Annotated in this window: 15 protein-coding genes; 8 read left to right on the top strand and 7 right to left on the bottom strand. The window is 74.8% G+C overall.

Annotated features, from left to right (window positions below):
- Positions 1-92: 92 nt before the first annotated feature.
- The 3 genes from BUB17_RS24330 to BUB17_RS24320 all read right to left on the bottom strand — a co-directional run bounded on the left by BUB17_RS24330 (position 93) and on the right by BUB17_RS24320 (position 3,423).
- On the bottom strand, positions 93-809 hold the full coding sequence (locus tag BUB17_RS24330) for a M23 family metallopeptidase (protein ID WP_072921281.1): 717 nt from the start codon (positions 807-809) through the stop codon (positions 93-95).
- Positions 810-893: 84 nt separating this feature from the next.
- Positions 894-2,411 carry an HNH endonuclease signature motif containing protein gene (locus BUB17_RS24325; RefSeq protein WP_072921279.1) on the bottom strand — a complete coding sequence of 506 codons (1,518 nt, stop codon included), beginning with the start codon at positions 2,409-2,411 and terminating at the stop codon, positions 894-896.
- 31 nt (positions 2,412-2,442) lie between these two features.
- Complete coding sequence (locus tag BUB17_RS24320) at positions 2,443-3,423, bottom strand: hypothetical protein (RefSeq protein WP_072921277.1); 981 nt, start codon at positions 3,421-3,423, stop codon at positions 2,443-2,445.
- Between the two features lie 91 nt (positions 3,424-3,514).
- Between BUB17_RS24320 and BUB17_RS24315 the strand changes: the two genes are divergently transcribed.
- The 3 genes from BUB17_RS24315 to BUB17_RS24305 all read left to right on the top strand — a co-directional run bounded on the left by BUB17_RS24315 (position 3,515) and on the right by BUB17_RS24305 (position 5,655).
- The gene (locus BUB17_RS24315; protein ID WP_072921275.1) at positions 3,515-4,435 is read left to right on the top strand and encodes an ABC transporter ATP-binding protein; all 921 of its coding nucleotides are present in this window, start codon (positions 3,515-3,517) and stop codon (positions 4,433-4,435) included.
- Positions 4,432-5,289: an ABC transporter permease gene (locus tag BUB17_RS24310; RefSeq protein WP_072921273.1), complete on the top strand. Its 858-nt coding sequence runs from the start codon at positions 4,432-4,434 to the stop codon at positions 5,287-5,289. Before BUB17_RS24315 ends, BUB17_RS24310 begins: the two co-directional genes overlap by 4 nt.
- 90 nt (positions 5,290-5,379) lie before the next feature.
- Positions 5,380-5,655 carry a helix-turn-helix transcriptional regulator gene (locus BUB17_RS24305; protein WP_072921271.1) on the top strand — a complete coding sequence of 92 codons (276 nt, stop codon included), beginning with the start codon at positions 5,380-5,382 and terminating at the stop codon, positions 5,653-5,655.
- Positions 5,656-5,662: 7 nt separating this feature from the next.
- On the opposite strand, the gene ygiD is transcribed toward BUB17_RS24305, so the two are convergent.
- Together ygiD and soxR are read right to left on the bottom strand one after the other, a co-directional pair.
- Positions 5,663-6,457 (bottom strand): 4,5-DOPA-extradiol-dioxygenase, encoded by a 795-nt coding sequence (gene ygiD / locus BUB17_RS24300; RefSeq protein WP_072921285.1) that lies wholly within the window; start codon positions 6,455-6,457, stop codon positions 5,663-5,665.
- A gap of 78 nt (positions 6,458-6,535) precedes the next feature.
- Entirely contained in the window at positions 6,536-7,006 is a 471-nt protein-coding gene (gene soxR, locus BUB17_RS24295) for a redox-sensitive transcriptional activator SoxR (protein ID WP_072921269.1), read from the bottom strand.
- Positions 7,007-7,054: 48 nt separating this feature from the next.
- On the opposite strand from soxR, the gene BUB17_RS24290 reads away from it, so the two are divergent.
- Positions 7,055-7,753, top strand: a complete 699-nt coding sequence (locus BUB17_RS24290) for an SDR family NAD(P)-dependent oxidoreductase (protein ID WP_072921267.1) — start codon at positions 7,055-7,057, stop codon at positions 7,751-7,753.
- Positions 7,750-8,766, top strand: coding sequence for an S-adenosylmethionine:tRNA ribosyltransferase-isomerase (locus BUB17_RS24285; RefSeq protein WP_072921265.1), 1,017 nt, complete (start codon positions 7,750-7,752; stop codon positions 8,764-8,766). The genes BUB17_RS24290 and BUB17_RS24285 overlap by 4 nt, the downstream gene beginning before the upstream one ends.
- A 75-nt stretch (positions 8,767-8,841) precedes the next feature.
- On the opposite strand, the gene BUB17_RS24280 is transcribed toward BUB17_RS24285, so the two are convergent.
- Entirely contained in the window at positions 8,842-9,549 is a 708-nt protein-coding gene (locus BUB17_RS24280) for a (2Fe-2S)-binding protein (RefSeq protein WP_244277472.1), read from the bottom strand.
- Between the two features lie 204 nt (positions 9,550-9,753).
- On the opposite strand from BUB17_RS24280, the gene acs reads away from it, so the two are divergent.
- The 3 genes from acs (at position 9,754) to BUB17_RS24265 (ending at position 13,407) form a co-directional block, all read left to right on the top strand.
- On the top strand, positions 9,754-11,703 hold the full coding sequence (gene acs / locus BUB17_RS24275) for an acetate--CoA ligase (protein ID WP_072921263.1): 1,950 nt from the start codon (positions 9,754-9,756) through the stop codon (positions 11,701-11,703).
- Between the two features lie 241 nt (positions 11,704-11,944).
- Positions 11,945-12,451, top strand: a complete 507-nt coding sequence (locus tag BUB17_RS24270) for a phage holin family protein (protein ID WP_072921261.1) — start codon at positions 11,945-11,947, stop codon at positions 12,449-12,451.
- Positions 12,452-12,477: 26 nt separating this feature from the next.
- A complete protein-coding gene (locus BUB17_RS24265) occupies positions 12,478-13,407 on the top strand; it encodes an alpha/beta fold hydrolase (RefSeq protein WP_072921259.1) in 930 nt (309 codons plus the stop codon).
- A 59-nt stretch (positions 13,408-13,466) separates the two neighbouring features.
- On the opposite strand, the gene BUB17_RS24260 is transcribed toward BUB17_RS24265, so the two are convergent.
- Positions 13,467-14,028, bottom strand: a 562-nt coding sequence (locus BUB17_RS24260; protein WP_141243187.1) for a trypsin-like peptidase domain-containing protein, incomplete at its 5' end; no start/stop codon positions are given.

The following is a 14,028-nucleotide window of genomic DNA, read 5'->3' as shown; positions in this document are numbered from 1 at the left end:
GCTGACCGCAGGGCTTGCTCACCTGCGCTGACGCCCCCGGACCCGCCCGGCGTTCCCGCCGGGAACGCCGCGTCAGCCGGCTGCGAGCCGCGTCATCGAGGGGCGGCCACCGGCTCGACCACCGCTCCCTCACCTGGCATCCCCCGTCCTCTGACCTGGGGTTGCCCGGTCCGGGCCGGCCACTCGCGGAAGTGCCGGAAGGTCATGGGCACGCCGCGGGCGACGAACGGGTCCGCGCCGTCCATGACCTGCAGGTGCACGTGCGGCTGGGTCGAGTTGCCGGAGTTGCCGCACCGCGCGATCTGCTGGCCGTCCAGCACCTCCTGGCCGGGCGAGACGCGCACCGAGTCCAGCTGCAGGTGCGCCAGGAGGACGAAGGTGCCGCTCTCGATCAGGTGGACGACCACGTGGTTCCCCGCCACAGCGCCCGCACCCCGGCGGAGCCGGCCGGCCTGGCCCAGCGCGTACGGGACCAGCGCCAGCTGTGACCGTCGTGCCTCGTGGTCGGGCTCGGCGTCGTGCACGTGGACGACGGTGCCGTCGCCCGGGGCCAGGACGGGCCGGCCGAAGGCGACGAAGCGCTCCGGCGGCTCGGTGGCGAGGAGGGTCCGCCAATCACGGGTGCCGGCCGTCCGGTGGCGGTCGTCCACGCCGACGAAGTCGATGGCGTAGCGCTCGCCGAAGAGATCGGTCCCGTGGCTCGGGACCCTTCGCGCCGGGCTGTTCTCGACCAGCCACCGCCCGGTGAACGGCAGCGAGATCTCGACCTCCTGGGCGCCTCGATCCCGTGCAGGTAGCTCCTCGGCCACGTCCGGAACCTAGCGGGCGGGGATCCAGGACGGGCCCTGCCGGTCACCGGGCGTTCCCGCGGGAACGCCTCGCCGGCGCACGTCTCAGGCCACGGCGACCAGCCTCCCGGTGTCCTCCGCGTTCTCGGCGGCGAAGCGGCGTTCCAGGTCGCGGTTGGCCAGCAGGACGCCGACCACGTAGGCCAGGTCCATCGGTTCGCCGTTGACGTGCATCGCGTCGGGCAGGTCAGGCGCCCTGTCGGGGAAGAGCAGCCGGGTGATCGACGCGGTGGGTGTCGCCCCGACCTCGTCCGCGGCGGTGACCGGTGCGGGACGTCGCCCGACGGCGGTGTCGAGCGGCTGCACACCGGCGAGGGAGGCGTCGCCGGCCTGCGACGACGGACCGGCGACCCCGTGGCGGAAGGCTGCGTCGGCCGCGCCCCACACGCGTCGGCCGTCGGGGGTGGTGACGACCAGCCGGCCGTCGCGCCGGGTCATCACCAGGTTCAGGTCGTGCGCCAGGCCGTGGTCGACGTCGCACAGCAGCACCATGTTCGACACGTCGGTGGCTCCGCCGTGCAGCCAGTGCCGCAGGTGGTGGGCGTGCAGCCGCTCGATCCGGGTCTCCGCGCAGCCGGGGCGGGCGCAGCCGCCGTCGCGCCGGTGCAGCGCCCGGCGCTGTGCCCGGGTCGCGAACCGCCGGGTGCGGCCGACGGCCAGGGGTTCCCGGCCGCGCGCCAGCATGGTCACCACCGTGGCCTCGCAGAGCATCCGCCGGACCTGGGCGGGGTGCAGTGCCGGGCCGCCCTCCAGGTGGGCGCGACCGGCGGCGGCGTCGTCGGCGATCACCGCGGCGTCGGCGTGCACGACGACCTCGCGGCGTGGCGGGTCCCCGGCCCGGCGGTCGGCGTCGGCGGCAGCGGGTGCCAGCTGCGCGACCGCTGCACACCGCCGTGCCGTCGTCCGGCCGCGCGCCGCGGCCACCTCGTCGTGCTCGTCCTGACCGGGACCGGCGGGCTGAGCCGACCCTGCGACCGCTGCCTTCGTCTCGGCTCGCTCGCGGCGGGCGGTCCGCTCGGCGATCGAGTCCACCCCGGCCAGGAACTGCGCCCCCTCCTCCGCTGCCAGGCACAGACGCACGTGCAGCATCCCGTCGTCGTCCCACCAGGTGTCGAAGCGCCGCCTGGCGGCCACGGTGGCGCCATCGACGGCGTCCGACCGGCGCCACTGGCGGACCACCCGCTCCAGCTGCGAGGCGGTGAGCTCGTGCGCCAGCTCCAGCAGCGCCGCCTCGGTGGCCGGGTCGGCCACCCGGGTCAGCGCGCGCACCTTGGCGTAGGACAGCCGCCCGGCGGCGAAGGACGCCGACGTGTGCGGCAGCGTGGTCAGGGCGCGGGCCACCCGGACGTGTTCTCTGGCCGCGCCAGGTGAGAGGCCGCACTGCCACGCCAGCCAGTGCGCACACGACCGGATGCCGACCGCGCCCCACCCACCGCGTCGGTCGAACTCCGCGACCAGCACCAGCCACGCCGCGGTGGCCGCGGCCAACCGGACCGCTCCACCGGTGATCCGCCGCGCCAGCTCCTCCAGCGGCAGCTCGCCGCCCTCGCACTCCTCCGCCACAGCCCCTCCTCCTCGAACACCCGTACGGAGACTAGGGCGCAGGGGCGACGGAACCGCAGGTCACGGACACCCTCACGGCAACGACACCGAGGAGCCGACGTTCCGCGGGAACGCCTGAAGGCCCCACCGGCGAGGTGGTGCGGTCCCGTGTCCGACGTTCCCACGGGAACGTCAGCGGCCGGCCGGCCGGGACGGCCCGGTCGCGGAGCAGCCGGACCACCGCCTGCGGGTCGTCGGCCCAGAAGGCGATGCGCGCCCCCGGCTCGTCCTGCCCGTCCACGTGCACCGGCGCGTCGACGCGCAGTTCCACGTTCGTGTCGCCCATGACCGACAGCACCAGCCGGTCCCCGTCACGGACGAGCGTCCGCCCGTGCTCGGACTCCGCGCTGCGCCGGACCGAGACCAGGCCGGCCAGCGGGACGGCGATCGAGCGCAGGTGCCCGGACCGCAGCACCAGCTCGCCGTCGCGGAGGACGTGCGGGTGCTGGAACAGCGACAGCCCCCAGCCGAGCACCCAGAACAGGGCGTACACCGACACGGCCAGCAGGACCCACCGCGCCGTCTCCCACGGGAGCAGCACGTGGACGACCGCGGTCTCCAGCACGCCGAGGGCGGTCACCGCGCCGAGGACCAGGCCGAAGCGGCCGGCGTAGGGCACCGGCAGGTCGTCCGGCCCGACCGCCGAGCGACGCCGGACGGCCCACCACAGCGCCCGGACCACCCCGGCCTCGGCGCGGACCAGCCGGAGGACCAGCGGTGGCCAGACGGCCTCCGCTCCGGCCGCGAGACCCGCGCGGCGGCCAGCACCACGGTGCCGGGTCGCCCGGTACGCCCGGCGGAAGGCGGTCGCCTCGACGACCAGGACGACGGCGAGGAGTGCCTCCAGCACCAGCGCCACGACGACGCCGGTCCGGAGCGACAGCACCCCGGACACGACCAGCGCGACGTCGACGAGCGGGACGACCAGCGCCAGCCAGCGCAGCGTCGAGGGGAGCGCCGTCCGCGAGACCATCCCGAGCTCCCGTCGTCCGCACCGCGAGTACTGGTACTGCCGATGTAGTACACCTATTATCACCACACCGGCAAGACATCGAGGAGGCGCGATGACCCGGAGCGTGTCGGAGCAACCGGTCGTGCGGGTCCGCGGCCTGCGGATGAGCTACGGGAGTCACGACGTCCTCACCGGCGTCGACCTCGACGTCCACGCCGGTGAGGTGATCTGCCTGCTCGGCCCGAACGGGGCGGGCAAGACGACCACCATCGAGGTCCTGGAGGGCTTCCGGCTGCCGTCGGCCGGCGACGTGCGGGTGCTCGGCACCGAACCGTCGCGGGCCGATGACGCCTGGCGGGCGCGGGTCGGCATCGTGCTGCAGTCGTGGCGCGACCACCCCCGCTGGACGCCGCGCCGGCTGCTCACCCAGCTCGGCGGCTACTACCGCCCCTACGCCACACCCGGGCACCCGCGCCCGTACGACGTCGACTGGCTGCTCGACACAGTCGGCCTGACCGACGACGCCGACCGCAAGATCGCCACCCTCTCCGGCGGACGACGGCGGCGGTTGGACGTGGCGGTCGGCATCGTCGGCCGGCCGGAGCTGCTCTTCCTCGACGAGCCGACCGCCGGGTTCGACCCGCAGGCCCGACGGGACTTCCACGACCTGGTGCACCGGCTCTCCGACCTGGAGGGCACCAGCATCCTGCTGACCACGCACGACCTCGGCGAGGCCGAGCGGCTGGCCGACCGGATCCTCGTCCTCGCGGGCGGCCGGATCGTCGCCGACGGCAGCGCCGAGGCGCTGAACCGGCAGGTGGCCGCCACCAGCGAGGTGCGCTGGACCCGGCACGGCGAGCGCTTCGTGCACGCGACCGAGGAGCCGACCCCCTTCGTGCGGCGGCTGTTCGAGCAGTACGGCGACGACGTCGCCGACCTCGAGGTCCGGCGCGCCGGCCTGGAGGACACCTACATCGCCATGGTCGCCCGGCACGAGGCGGGCGTCCGACCCCAGCTGGAGGAGATCCGGTGACCGTCACCCCGCACGCCGTCCGGCTCGGTGCGCGCCGAGGCTGGACGGAGTTCCTGCTGAGCCTGCGCAGCACGCAAGACCAGAGCTTCTACCTGTTCATGGGCGTCGGCACGCTGGCCTACCTGTGGTTCAACCGCGACAACGAGGTCAGCGGGGCATCCCTGACGCTGTCCTACCCGACCGTCGCCCTGCCGAGCATCCTCGGCGCCCTCGTGGCGTTCGGCGTCATCATCGGACCGGCGTTCGCGCTGGCGATGGAGCGAGAGGACGGCACGCTGCTGCGCCACAAGGCGCTTCCCCACGGGATGGAGGGCTACGTCACCGGACAGCTCGTGTACCACTCGCTGAGCCTGCTGCCGCTCCTGCTGGTGGTCCTGGTGCCCAGCGCGCTGCTGTTCGACGTGATGCCCTCCGGCGCCGGCGGCTGGGTCACCGTCGCATGGGTGCTGACGCTGGGCCTGCTGGCCACACTCCCCATCGGGATGGTCCTGGGTTCGGTCGTGCCCAACGTGCAGAAGGTGAGCACCTGGGGGATGACGCCGGTACTCCTCCTGACCGCCGTCTCCGGGATCTTCGTCCCGGTGCAGGCGCTGTGGGGCTGGCTGCAGGCGGTCGCGCAGGTCTTCCCGGTCTACTGGCTCGGGCTGGGCATGCGGTCGGCGTTCCTGCCCGACTCGGCCGCCGCCCTGGAGCTCGGCGGCTCCTGGCGGACCGGACAGGTCGCCGTGGTGCTCACCGTCTGGGCCGTCGCGGGCCTGCTGGTCACCCCGGTGGTGCTGCGCCGGATGACCCGGCGGCAGTCCGGCTCCCAGGTCGCCGCCGCCCGCGACACGGCCGGCCAGTGGGTGAGATGAGCCAGTGGGTGAGATGAGCCAGCGGGCGAGCTCGGCCCAGGACACGGCAGCGCCGCGGACGCGGCCGGCGGGCACCGGAGAGGAGGAGGCGTGAGCAGTGACCGGGCCGGCGGGGACGCCGTCCACAACCGCATCGCGCTGCTGCGCGCCGAGCAGGGCGTCACCCGGCGGGAGCTGGCCGACGCACTCGGCGTCCACTACCAGACCGTCGGCTACCTGGAGCGCGGCGAGTACAACCCCAGCCTGCACCTGGCGCTGCGCATCGCCGAGTTCTTCGGCCTGCCGGTCGAGGTGGTGTTCTCCACGCGGCCCTTCCCGCGGATCAGCGACGCCGGGACCGCTGAACCGCCCGCGGCCGCCGGGTAGGCACCGGTCAGGCGACGTCGACGACCGCGGGAGGCGTCATGCCGACGGTGTAGGAGGCCATCGACAGCGAGCCGTCGGTGAACCCGTCGACCAGCAGCTCGGCCGTCGTGCCGGTCGCCCCCGCGATCCCGGCGACGTAGAGCAGCGGCAGCAGGTGGTCGGGGGTGGGGACGGCGAGGCCGGCGTCCGGGTGCCCGTCGAGGGCTGCGACCTCGGCCGGCCGCTCCTGCATCAGCTCGCGCACCCGCTCGTCGAAGCGACGGGCCCAGTCGAACCCGCTGTCGGGCATCGTGCGGCTCACCGCGGCCAGGTTGTGGACGACGTTGCCGCTGCCGATCACCAGCACGCCGTCCTCCCGCAGCGGGGCGAGCGCGGCGCCCAGGCGCAGGTGGTGCTCGGCCGGTTCGAGCGCGTTGACCGACAGCTGCACCACCGGCACGTCGGCGTCCGGGAAGGCGTGCCGCAGCACCGACCAGGCGCCGTGGTCGATGCCCCAGCTGTCGAGGTCGGCGCCGACCTCCGTCGGGTGGACGACGTCGGCGACCTCCTCGTACAGCTCGGGCAGCCCGGGCGCCCCGTAGTCGACGTCGTAGAGCTCGCGCGGGAAACCGTAGAAGTCGTGCAGGGTGCGCGGCCGGGGCATCGCGGTCATCGCGGTGGCGTGCAGGTACCAGTGCGCCGAGACGACGAGGATCGCCCGCGGCCGGGGCACGGCCCGGCCGAACGCGCGCCAGGCCCGCGTGTAGCGGTTGTCCTCGAGGGCGTTCATCGGGTTGCCGTGGCCGAGGAACGCAGCCGGCATCACCGTCACGCCGCGATCCTCTCCCGCAGCCGCGGGGCGTGCGACACCGGGACGACCACCCGGCGTCGGTCGCAGGGGTCACCCGGCGTTGGAGGTCGGCGGCACCCGCCGCAGAGCCGGGGACAGCCGGCGCGCACCCGGCCCCTCCCTGCCGGCGACGTCGCCGGGGTTGTAGAGGCCGCACCGGGTCAGCGACAGGCAACCGCAGCCGATGCAGGACGACAGCCCGTCCCGCAGCTGCACCAGCGCCGCGATCCGCTCGTCGAGCCGCTCCCGCCAGGACTCCGAGAGCCGGGCCCAGTCGCGGCCCGACGGCGTCCGCCCGTCCGGCAGCGTGGCCAGCGCCTCGCGGATCTCCGGCAGCGTGAGCCCGACGTTCTGCGCGGCGCGGACGAACGCCAGCCGGCGCAGCACGCTGCGCGGGAAGCGCCGGGCGCCGCCGGCCGTCCGGGTGGCGGCGACCAGGCCCTGCGCCTCGTAGTAGCGCAGCGCGGAGACGGCCATCCCCGACCGCTCGGCCACCTGCCCGATCGTCAGCAGCCCGTCCACGGCGCCTCCCCTTGACCTCAAGTCGACTTCAGGTCCGACCGTAGCGCCATGACACCTCCCACCGCACTCGTCACCGGCGCCTCCCGTGGCCTCGGCGCCGCTCTCACCGAGGCGCTGAACCGCCGCGGCTGGCGGCTCGTCGTCGACGGCCGCGACCCCGACCGGCTGGCAGCCGGCGTCGCCGCGCTGCCCCGTCCGGACCTGGTCACTGCCGTGCCCGGCGACGTCGCCGACCCCGCCCACCGCGCCGCGCTCGCCGCCGCCGTCGGTGACCGGCTCGACCTGCTGGTCAACAACGCCAGCGAGCTCGGCCCCACCCCGCTCCCCCGGCTGGCCGCCCTGCCGCCCGCGGCCCTCGAGCGGGTGCTGGCGGTGAACACCGTCGCCCCGCTCGCGCTGCTCCAGGCGGTGCTGCCGGCGCTCGAGCGGTCCGGCGGGGTCGTGCTCGACATCAGCAGCGACGCCGCGGTCGAGGCCTACGAGGGCTGGGGCGGCTACGGCGCGAGCAAGGCCGCGCTGGACCAGCTGACCGCCGTCCTCGCCGCCGAGCACCCCGGCCTGCGGGTGTACGCCGTCGACCCCGGCGACATGGCCACCGACATGCACCGCGCGGCCGACCCCGACGCGACCGGGCTGCCGGAGCCGGCGGCCGTCGTCCCGGCCCTGCTGCGGCTGGCGGACGAGGCTCTTCCCAGCGGCCGCTACCGCGCCGCGGACCTCGCCGTCCCGGCGGAGGCCGGCCGATGACCACCTTCGCCATGGGTGCCGAGGCCAGCGCGCCGCCGGAGCGCCGGGGCCTGGCCCGCGACGGCGTCCGGCTGATGGCGGTCCGACCCGGCGGGATCACCGAGACGACCTTCCGCGACCTGCCCGAGCTGCTCGAGCCCGGTGACCTCGTCGTCAACACCTCGGCCACGCTGCCCGCGCGCCTCGACGTCCGGCGGGCCGACGGCATCCGCGCCCCGCTGCACGTGTCGACCACGCTGGACGACGGCGACTGGGTCGTGGAACTGCGCCGCCCGGACAACGACGGCCCGGACCGCGGGGTGGAACCCGGCACGGTGCTCGACCTGCCCGGCGGGGTCCGGCTGCGGCTGCTCGAGGGCTTCCCCGACCCGGCGCGGGCATCTCGGCTGTGGCGGGCCCGCCCCGACCCGGACGTCCCGGCGGCCGAACTCCTGCGGCGGCACGGCACACCCATCCGCTACGGCCACCTCGGCGCCGCCGTCCCGCTGGCCGACGCGCAGAACGTCTACGCCACCGAGCCCGGCAGCGCGGAGAACGCCAGCGCCGGGCGGCCGTTCACCGACCGGGTGCTGGTGCGGCTGATGGCCCGCGGGGTCCCCGTCGTCCCGGTGGTGCTGCACGCCGGCGTCTCCAGCCCCGAGTTGCACGAGCCGCCGATGGCGGAGCGCTACCGGGTGCCCGAGGTCACCGCCCGGCTGGTCGACGCCACGCGGGAGGCCGGCCGCCGGGTGGTCGCCGTCGGGACGACGGTCACCCGCGCGCTGGAGACCGCGACCGGCGAGGACGGCGTCACCCGCCCCGCCGCCGGCTGGACCGACCTCGTGCTGGGCCCCGACCGCCCGGCCCGCGCCGTCACCGGCCTGCTCACCGGGCTGCACGCACCCGACGCCAGCCACCTGCTGCTGCTCGAGGCGGTGGCCGGGCGCGAGCTGGTGGACGAGGCCTACGCCCGGGCCGCCGCGAGTGGGTACCTGTGGCACGAGTTCGGCGACACGATGCTGTTCCTGCCGTAGCGGCCACGAGGCGGAGCCGGCGGCCGCGGGCCGGGCGTCCGGGTACCGGCGCCGGCGGAGCGTCCGGCCGGCCGGTCAGCGCATCCGCGCGGCGGTGTCCTCGAGCAGGACCTCCCGCTCGGCGGCGGGCCGGCGCGGGCAGGAGGTGCACAGCGGCTCGGGCGGCAGCCGGTAGAGCAGGCAGCACGACACCCGTCGGGTGAAGCGGACGCCGGCGACGTCGACGTAGCGGGGCACCGGGAGCGGCGGCCCGACGGCGGCCGCCAGCGGCGCGGCCAGCGCGGTCCCCCGCCGCTCCTGCCCGAGCGCCCGGCCCAGGGCGAGCAGCCGGTTGGCCAGCGAGTCGGCGGCGATCGCCCAGAGCGGCCGCGCGCGCATGCCGCCGGCCGCGGCCACGGCGTCGACCACCGCGGAGAGGCTCCCCCGCAGCTCCGCGGCGGTGTCCGTGCCCGGTGCCGACGACGTGGCGGCGATCGGCGTCCCGCCCGCGAGCAGGGCCACCGAGGTGTCGGCCAGCCGCGCCGACAGCGGCAGCCCGGTGGCCAGCCCGGCCAGTGCCGGGGTGAGCAGCACCGAGGACGCCGAGTACCACCACACGGTGGCCAGCACCCGCCGGTCGTCAGAGGCGTACCGCGCCCCGAGCGCGGCCAGCCGCGCGCTCGTCCAGTCGACGTCGGCCAGCAGCACGGCCGGGACGGCGACCGCGGACGGGGGCGCCAGCAGGCCGAGCGCCGCCGCACCCGGCACCCGGGCGGCCACCGCCGCCTGCACACCCGCCGCCACCTCGCCAGTCTGGCCGCCGACCGCGAACCGGACCACGCGCCCCGCTGCGCCGACGTTGCGCCGGGCAGACGGAATGCGTCGTGGGCCATACGGTGTGGCGGAGAGCACGCTGCGTCGCGTCGGTGCCGCGACGCCGCATGCCGACCGCGACGACCGGACACAGGACAGGCGCCGACGACGACGCCACGGAGCAGGAGGAGTCGCATGAGCGAGTCGACCGAGCTGGAGGGCCGCCGGTTCCCGGCGCCGGAGCAGCTGGCAGCACAGGCCAACGTGGGCCCCGACGTCTACGAGCGGGCCGCGCAGGACCGGCTGGGCTTCTGGGCCGAGGCAGCCGAGCGCCTGAGCTGGTCACAGAAGTGGGACGAGGTCCTGGACTGGAGCAACCCGCCGTTCGCGAAGTGGTTCGTCGGCGGCAAGCTCAACGTCGCCTACAACTGCGTCGACCGGCACGTGGAGTCCGGTCATGGCGAGCAGGTCGCCTACCACTGGGAGGGCGAGCCGGGCGACACCCGCACGATCACCTACGCCCAGCTCAAGGACGAGGTCTGCAAGGCCGCGAACGCGCTGCTGGAGCTGGGCGTGCAGGCCGGCGACCGGGTCGCCATCTACATGCCGATGATCCCGGAGGCGGTCGTCGCGATGCTGGCCTGCGCCCGCATCGGCGCCGTCCACATGGTGGTGTTCGGCGGCTTCTCCAGCGACGCGCTGGCCAGCCGGATCACCGACTCCGGCGCTGTCGTCGTGGTCACCTCCGACGGCGGCTACCGGCGTGGCTCGCCGAGTGCGCTCAAGCCGGCGGTGGACGAGGCGGTCGGCCGCACCGACAGCGTCCGCAACGTGCTCGTCGTCCGGCGGACCGAGCAGGACGTCGAGTGGACCGAGGGCCGCGACCTGTGGTGGCACGACGTCGTCGACCGGCAGTCGACCGAGCACACGGCCGAGGCGTTCGACGCCGAGCACCCGCTCTACATCATGTACACGTCGGGGACGACGGCATCACCGAAGGGCATCCTGCACACCAGCGGCGGCTACCTGACCCAGGTCGCCTACACGCACTGGGCGTCCTTCGACCTCAAGGCCGACACCGACGTCTTCTGGACCTCGGCCGACATCGGCTGGGTCACCGGCCACAGCTACATCGTCTACGGACCGCTGGCCAACCGGGCCACCTCGATCATGTACGAGGGCACCCCGGAGACCCCGCACCGCGGTCGCTGGTTCGAGCTCATCGAAAAGTACAAGGTCACGATCATGTACACGGCCCCCACGGTGATCCGCACCTTCATGAAGTGGGGCGAGGACATCCCGGCCAAGTTCGACCTGTCCTCGCTGCGGCTGCTCGGCTCGGTGGGTGAGCCGATCAACCCCGAGGCCTGGCTCTGGTACCACAAGAACATCGGCGGCGGCCGCTGCCCGATCGTGGACACCTGGTGGCAGACCGAGACCGGTGCCCACATGATCAACCCACTGCCCGGCGTCACGGACCTCAAGCCCGGCTCGGCGCAGACGCCGTTCCCCGGCATCAAGGCCTTGGTCGTCGACGACGAGGGCAACGAGCTCGGCGACGACGCCACCGGCCTGCTGGTCCTCACCGAGCCGTGGCCGTCGATGCTGCGCACCATCTGGGGCGACGACGACCGCTACGTCGACACCTACTGGTCGCGGTTCGGCAAGAACGTCTACTTCGCCGGGGACGGCGCGAAGAAGGACGCCGACGGCGACATCTGGCTGCTCGGCCGGGTGGACGACGTGATGAACGTCTCCGGCCACCGGATCTCCACCACCGAGGTGGAGTCCTCCCTGGTCGCGCACCCGGCAGTGGCCGAGGCGGCGGTCGTCGGCGCCAGCGACCCGACCACCGGCCAGGGCATCGTGGCCTTCGTCATCCTGCGCGGGAGCGCCGAGGACTCGGGCGACGAGCTGGTCCAGCAGCTGCGCACCCACGTGGCCAAGGACATCGGCCCGATCGCCAAGCCGCGCCAGATCATGGTCGTGCAGGAGCTGCCCAAGACCCGCTCCGGCAAGATCATGCGCCGGCTGCTGAGGGACATCGCCGAGAACCGCGAGCTCGGTGACGTCACGACGCTCACCGACTCGTCGGTGATGAACCTGATCAAGGACAAGCTGCCGGCGTCCTCCTCGGAGGACTGACAGAGGACCCCCTGCCCCCCGCCACCCGTAAGAGGACCCGCCCTCCTCACCGCTCGCGAGCTCGCGGCGAGCCTCTGGACGGGGCCAGCGGTCTCCACAGGGGTCGCCGTCCTGGCCTCCCGCGCTCGTGCGCGGGAGGCCGGGGCGCGCACACGGTGATCATGGGGCACGATCTCCCCAGGTGGGTCCGCTCGCGTCGGGCGGCCCGGTAGCCGCCCGTCGACCCCAGGAGGTGCCCCTCGTGGCCCACAGCGCATCGTCGAACCCGTCCGGGGCACGGAGCACCACCCGCGCGGAGGAGCCGTCCATCGGCGCCCTGGTGCAGAGCGCCATGGCCGACGTCTCGACGCTGATCCGCAGCGAGATCGAGCTGGCCAAGGCCGAGGTCGGGAAGTCGGCGAAGAAGGCCGGGATCGGAGCCGGGGCCTTCGGCGCCGCCGCCGTCCTGCTCGCCTTCTCCGGCATCTTCCTGTTCGTCACCATCGCCGAGTTCCTCACCTGGCTGGGGCTGGAGCGCTGGATCTCCTACCTGATCGTCTGGCTGCTGCTGCTGCTCCTGGCCGGCATCGCCGCCCTGGTGGGCCGCCGGTCGTTGAAGAAGATCGAGAAGCCCGAGCGGACGATCGAGACGCTGCGCGACCTCCCCGAGGTCATCCACCGGGAGGCGCCCGGCCAGCGTCGCCGGGAGGTGCCGACCGTCAGCAACGGCCGCGTGCAGCTGCGCGGCAGCGAGAACTACACCGTCTGAGCGGGCGCGCCCGCGCGCCCGCTCCGGTGAGCACACCCGACACGGAGCGGCCGGACGCCACCAGCGTCCTGCTCCCCGGCCCCTGGACGCACCGCGACCTGTCGGCCAACGGCGTCCGGCTGCACGTCGCCGAGGTCGGCGAGGGCCCACTGGTGCTGCTGCTGCACGGGTTCCCCGAGTTCTGGTGGGCCTGGCGGGCACAGCTGCCGGCCCTGGCCGCGGCCGGCTTCCGCGCCGTCGCGCCCGACCTGCGCGGTTACGGCGGCAGCGACAAGCCCCCGCGCGGCTACGACCTGCCGACCGCGGCCGCCGACGTCGCCGCGCTGGTCCGCGCGCTGGGCGAGCGCGACGCCGTCGTGGTCGGGCACGACTGGGGCGGGCTGGTGGCCTGGACGATGGCCGCGCTGCACCCCCGCAGCGTCCGTCGGCTGGCCGTGCTCTCCATGGCGCACCCGCGGCAGCTGCGCGCCGCGCTGGCCGACCGGGCGCAGCGGAAGGCGCTGCGCCACATCCTCGGCTTCCAGCTGCCCCGCCTGCCCGAGCGGCGGCTGACCCGGGCCGACGACGACCCGGTGGCCGACCTCATGCGCCGCTGGGCCGGGCCCGCGTGGACCGCCACCGCAGGCTTCGCCGAGGCGGTGTCCCGGTACCGGTCGGCCGCCCGCATCCCGCAGGCGGCCTACGGCTCGATGGAGTACTTCCGCTGGGCCGGCCGCTCCCAGCTGCGCCCAGACGGGCTGCGCTACGCCCGCCGGATGGCCGCTCCGGTGACCGCGCCGACGCTGCAGCTGCACGGCGTGCTCGACCCCTGCGTGCTGCCGTCGTCCGCCCGCGGGTCGGGCCGCTACGTGGCCGGCGCCTACGAGTGGCAGGAGCTGCCCGGCGTCGGGCACTTCCCGCACGAGGAGGTACCCGAGGAGGTCAACGCGGCCCTGGCCGCCTGGTCACGCGCGTGAGGTCGGCCCCGTCCAGGGCACCGCCCCGAGCTCGCGAGGGGTGGGGAGGACGGGGTCCTTCATTCGCAGGCGCCGGTGGCCACCGGGGACGACGAGGCCTGGCCGGTGGCGGCGGCACCCTCGACCTGCTCGTAGGTGAGGGCGTAGCCGGTGAGCGGGTCGTCGATGGCCGAGGCGAAGACGACGCCGAGCACGTGTCCCTGCGGGTCGAACAGCGGGCCGCCGGAGTTGCCCGCGCGCACTTCGCCGTAGAGCGCGTAGACGTCGCGGACCACGGTCTCCTCGTTGCGGAAGTCCGGGCCGCTGATGTCGGTGTGGTCGCGCACCCGTGCCGGCCCGACGAACAACCCACCGCCACCGGGGTAGCCCATGATGATCGCGTCGTCCCCGGAGTCGGCGGGCTCCGGGGAGAAGGTCAGCGGGATCTGCGGCAGCCCGGGGACGGCGAGCACCGCGACGTCGGTCGCCTCGTCCACGTACACCGGGACGGCGGCGTACTCCTCGCCCTCCGCGGCCACGACCGGGTCGCTGACGCCGGCGAGCACGTGCGCGTTGGTCATCACCCGCTCCCGGGCGTAGACGAAGCCGGAGCCGTCGATCTGCCGGGAGCACGACGGCGCG

This window comes from Geodermatophilus obscurus, assembly GCF_900143215.1.
Lineage (GTDB): Bacteria > Actinomycetota > Actinomycetes > Mycobacteriales > Geodermatophilaceae > Geodermatophilus > Geodermatophilus obscurus_A.
Note: the sequence above shows the minus strand (reverse complement) of the source record. Positions and strands in the feature narration are given on the sequence as shown.

Coding starts and splice junctions, on each gene's coding strand:
- BUB17_RS24320 (WP_072921277.1), bottom strand. CDS start 3,423: ATGGTCTCGCGGACGGCGCTCCCCTCGACGCTGCGCTGGCTGGCGCTG.
- BUB17_RS24315 (WP_072921275.1), top strand. CDS start 3,515: ATGACCCGGAGCGTGTCGGAGCAACCGGTCGTGCGGGTCCGCGGCCTG.
- ygiD (WP_072921285.1), bottom strand. CDS start 6,457: ATGCCGGCTGCGTTCCTCGGCCACGGCAACCCGATGAACGCCCTCGAG.
- BUB17_RS24290 (WP_072921267.1), top strand. CDS start 7,055: ATGACACCTCCCACCGCACTCGTCACCGGCGCCTCCCGTGGCCTCGGC.
- BUB17_RS24285 (WP_072921265.1), top strand. CDS start 7,750: ATGACCACCTTCGCCATGGGTGCCGAGGCCAGCGCGCCGCCGGAGCGC.
- acs (WP_072921263.1), top strand. CDS start 9,754: ATGAGCGAGTCGACCGAGCTGGAGGGCCGCCGGTTCCCGGCGCCGGAG.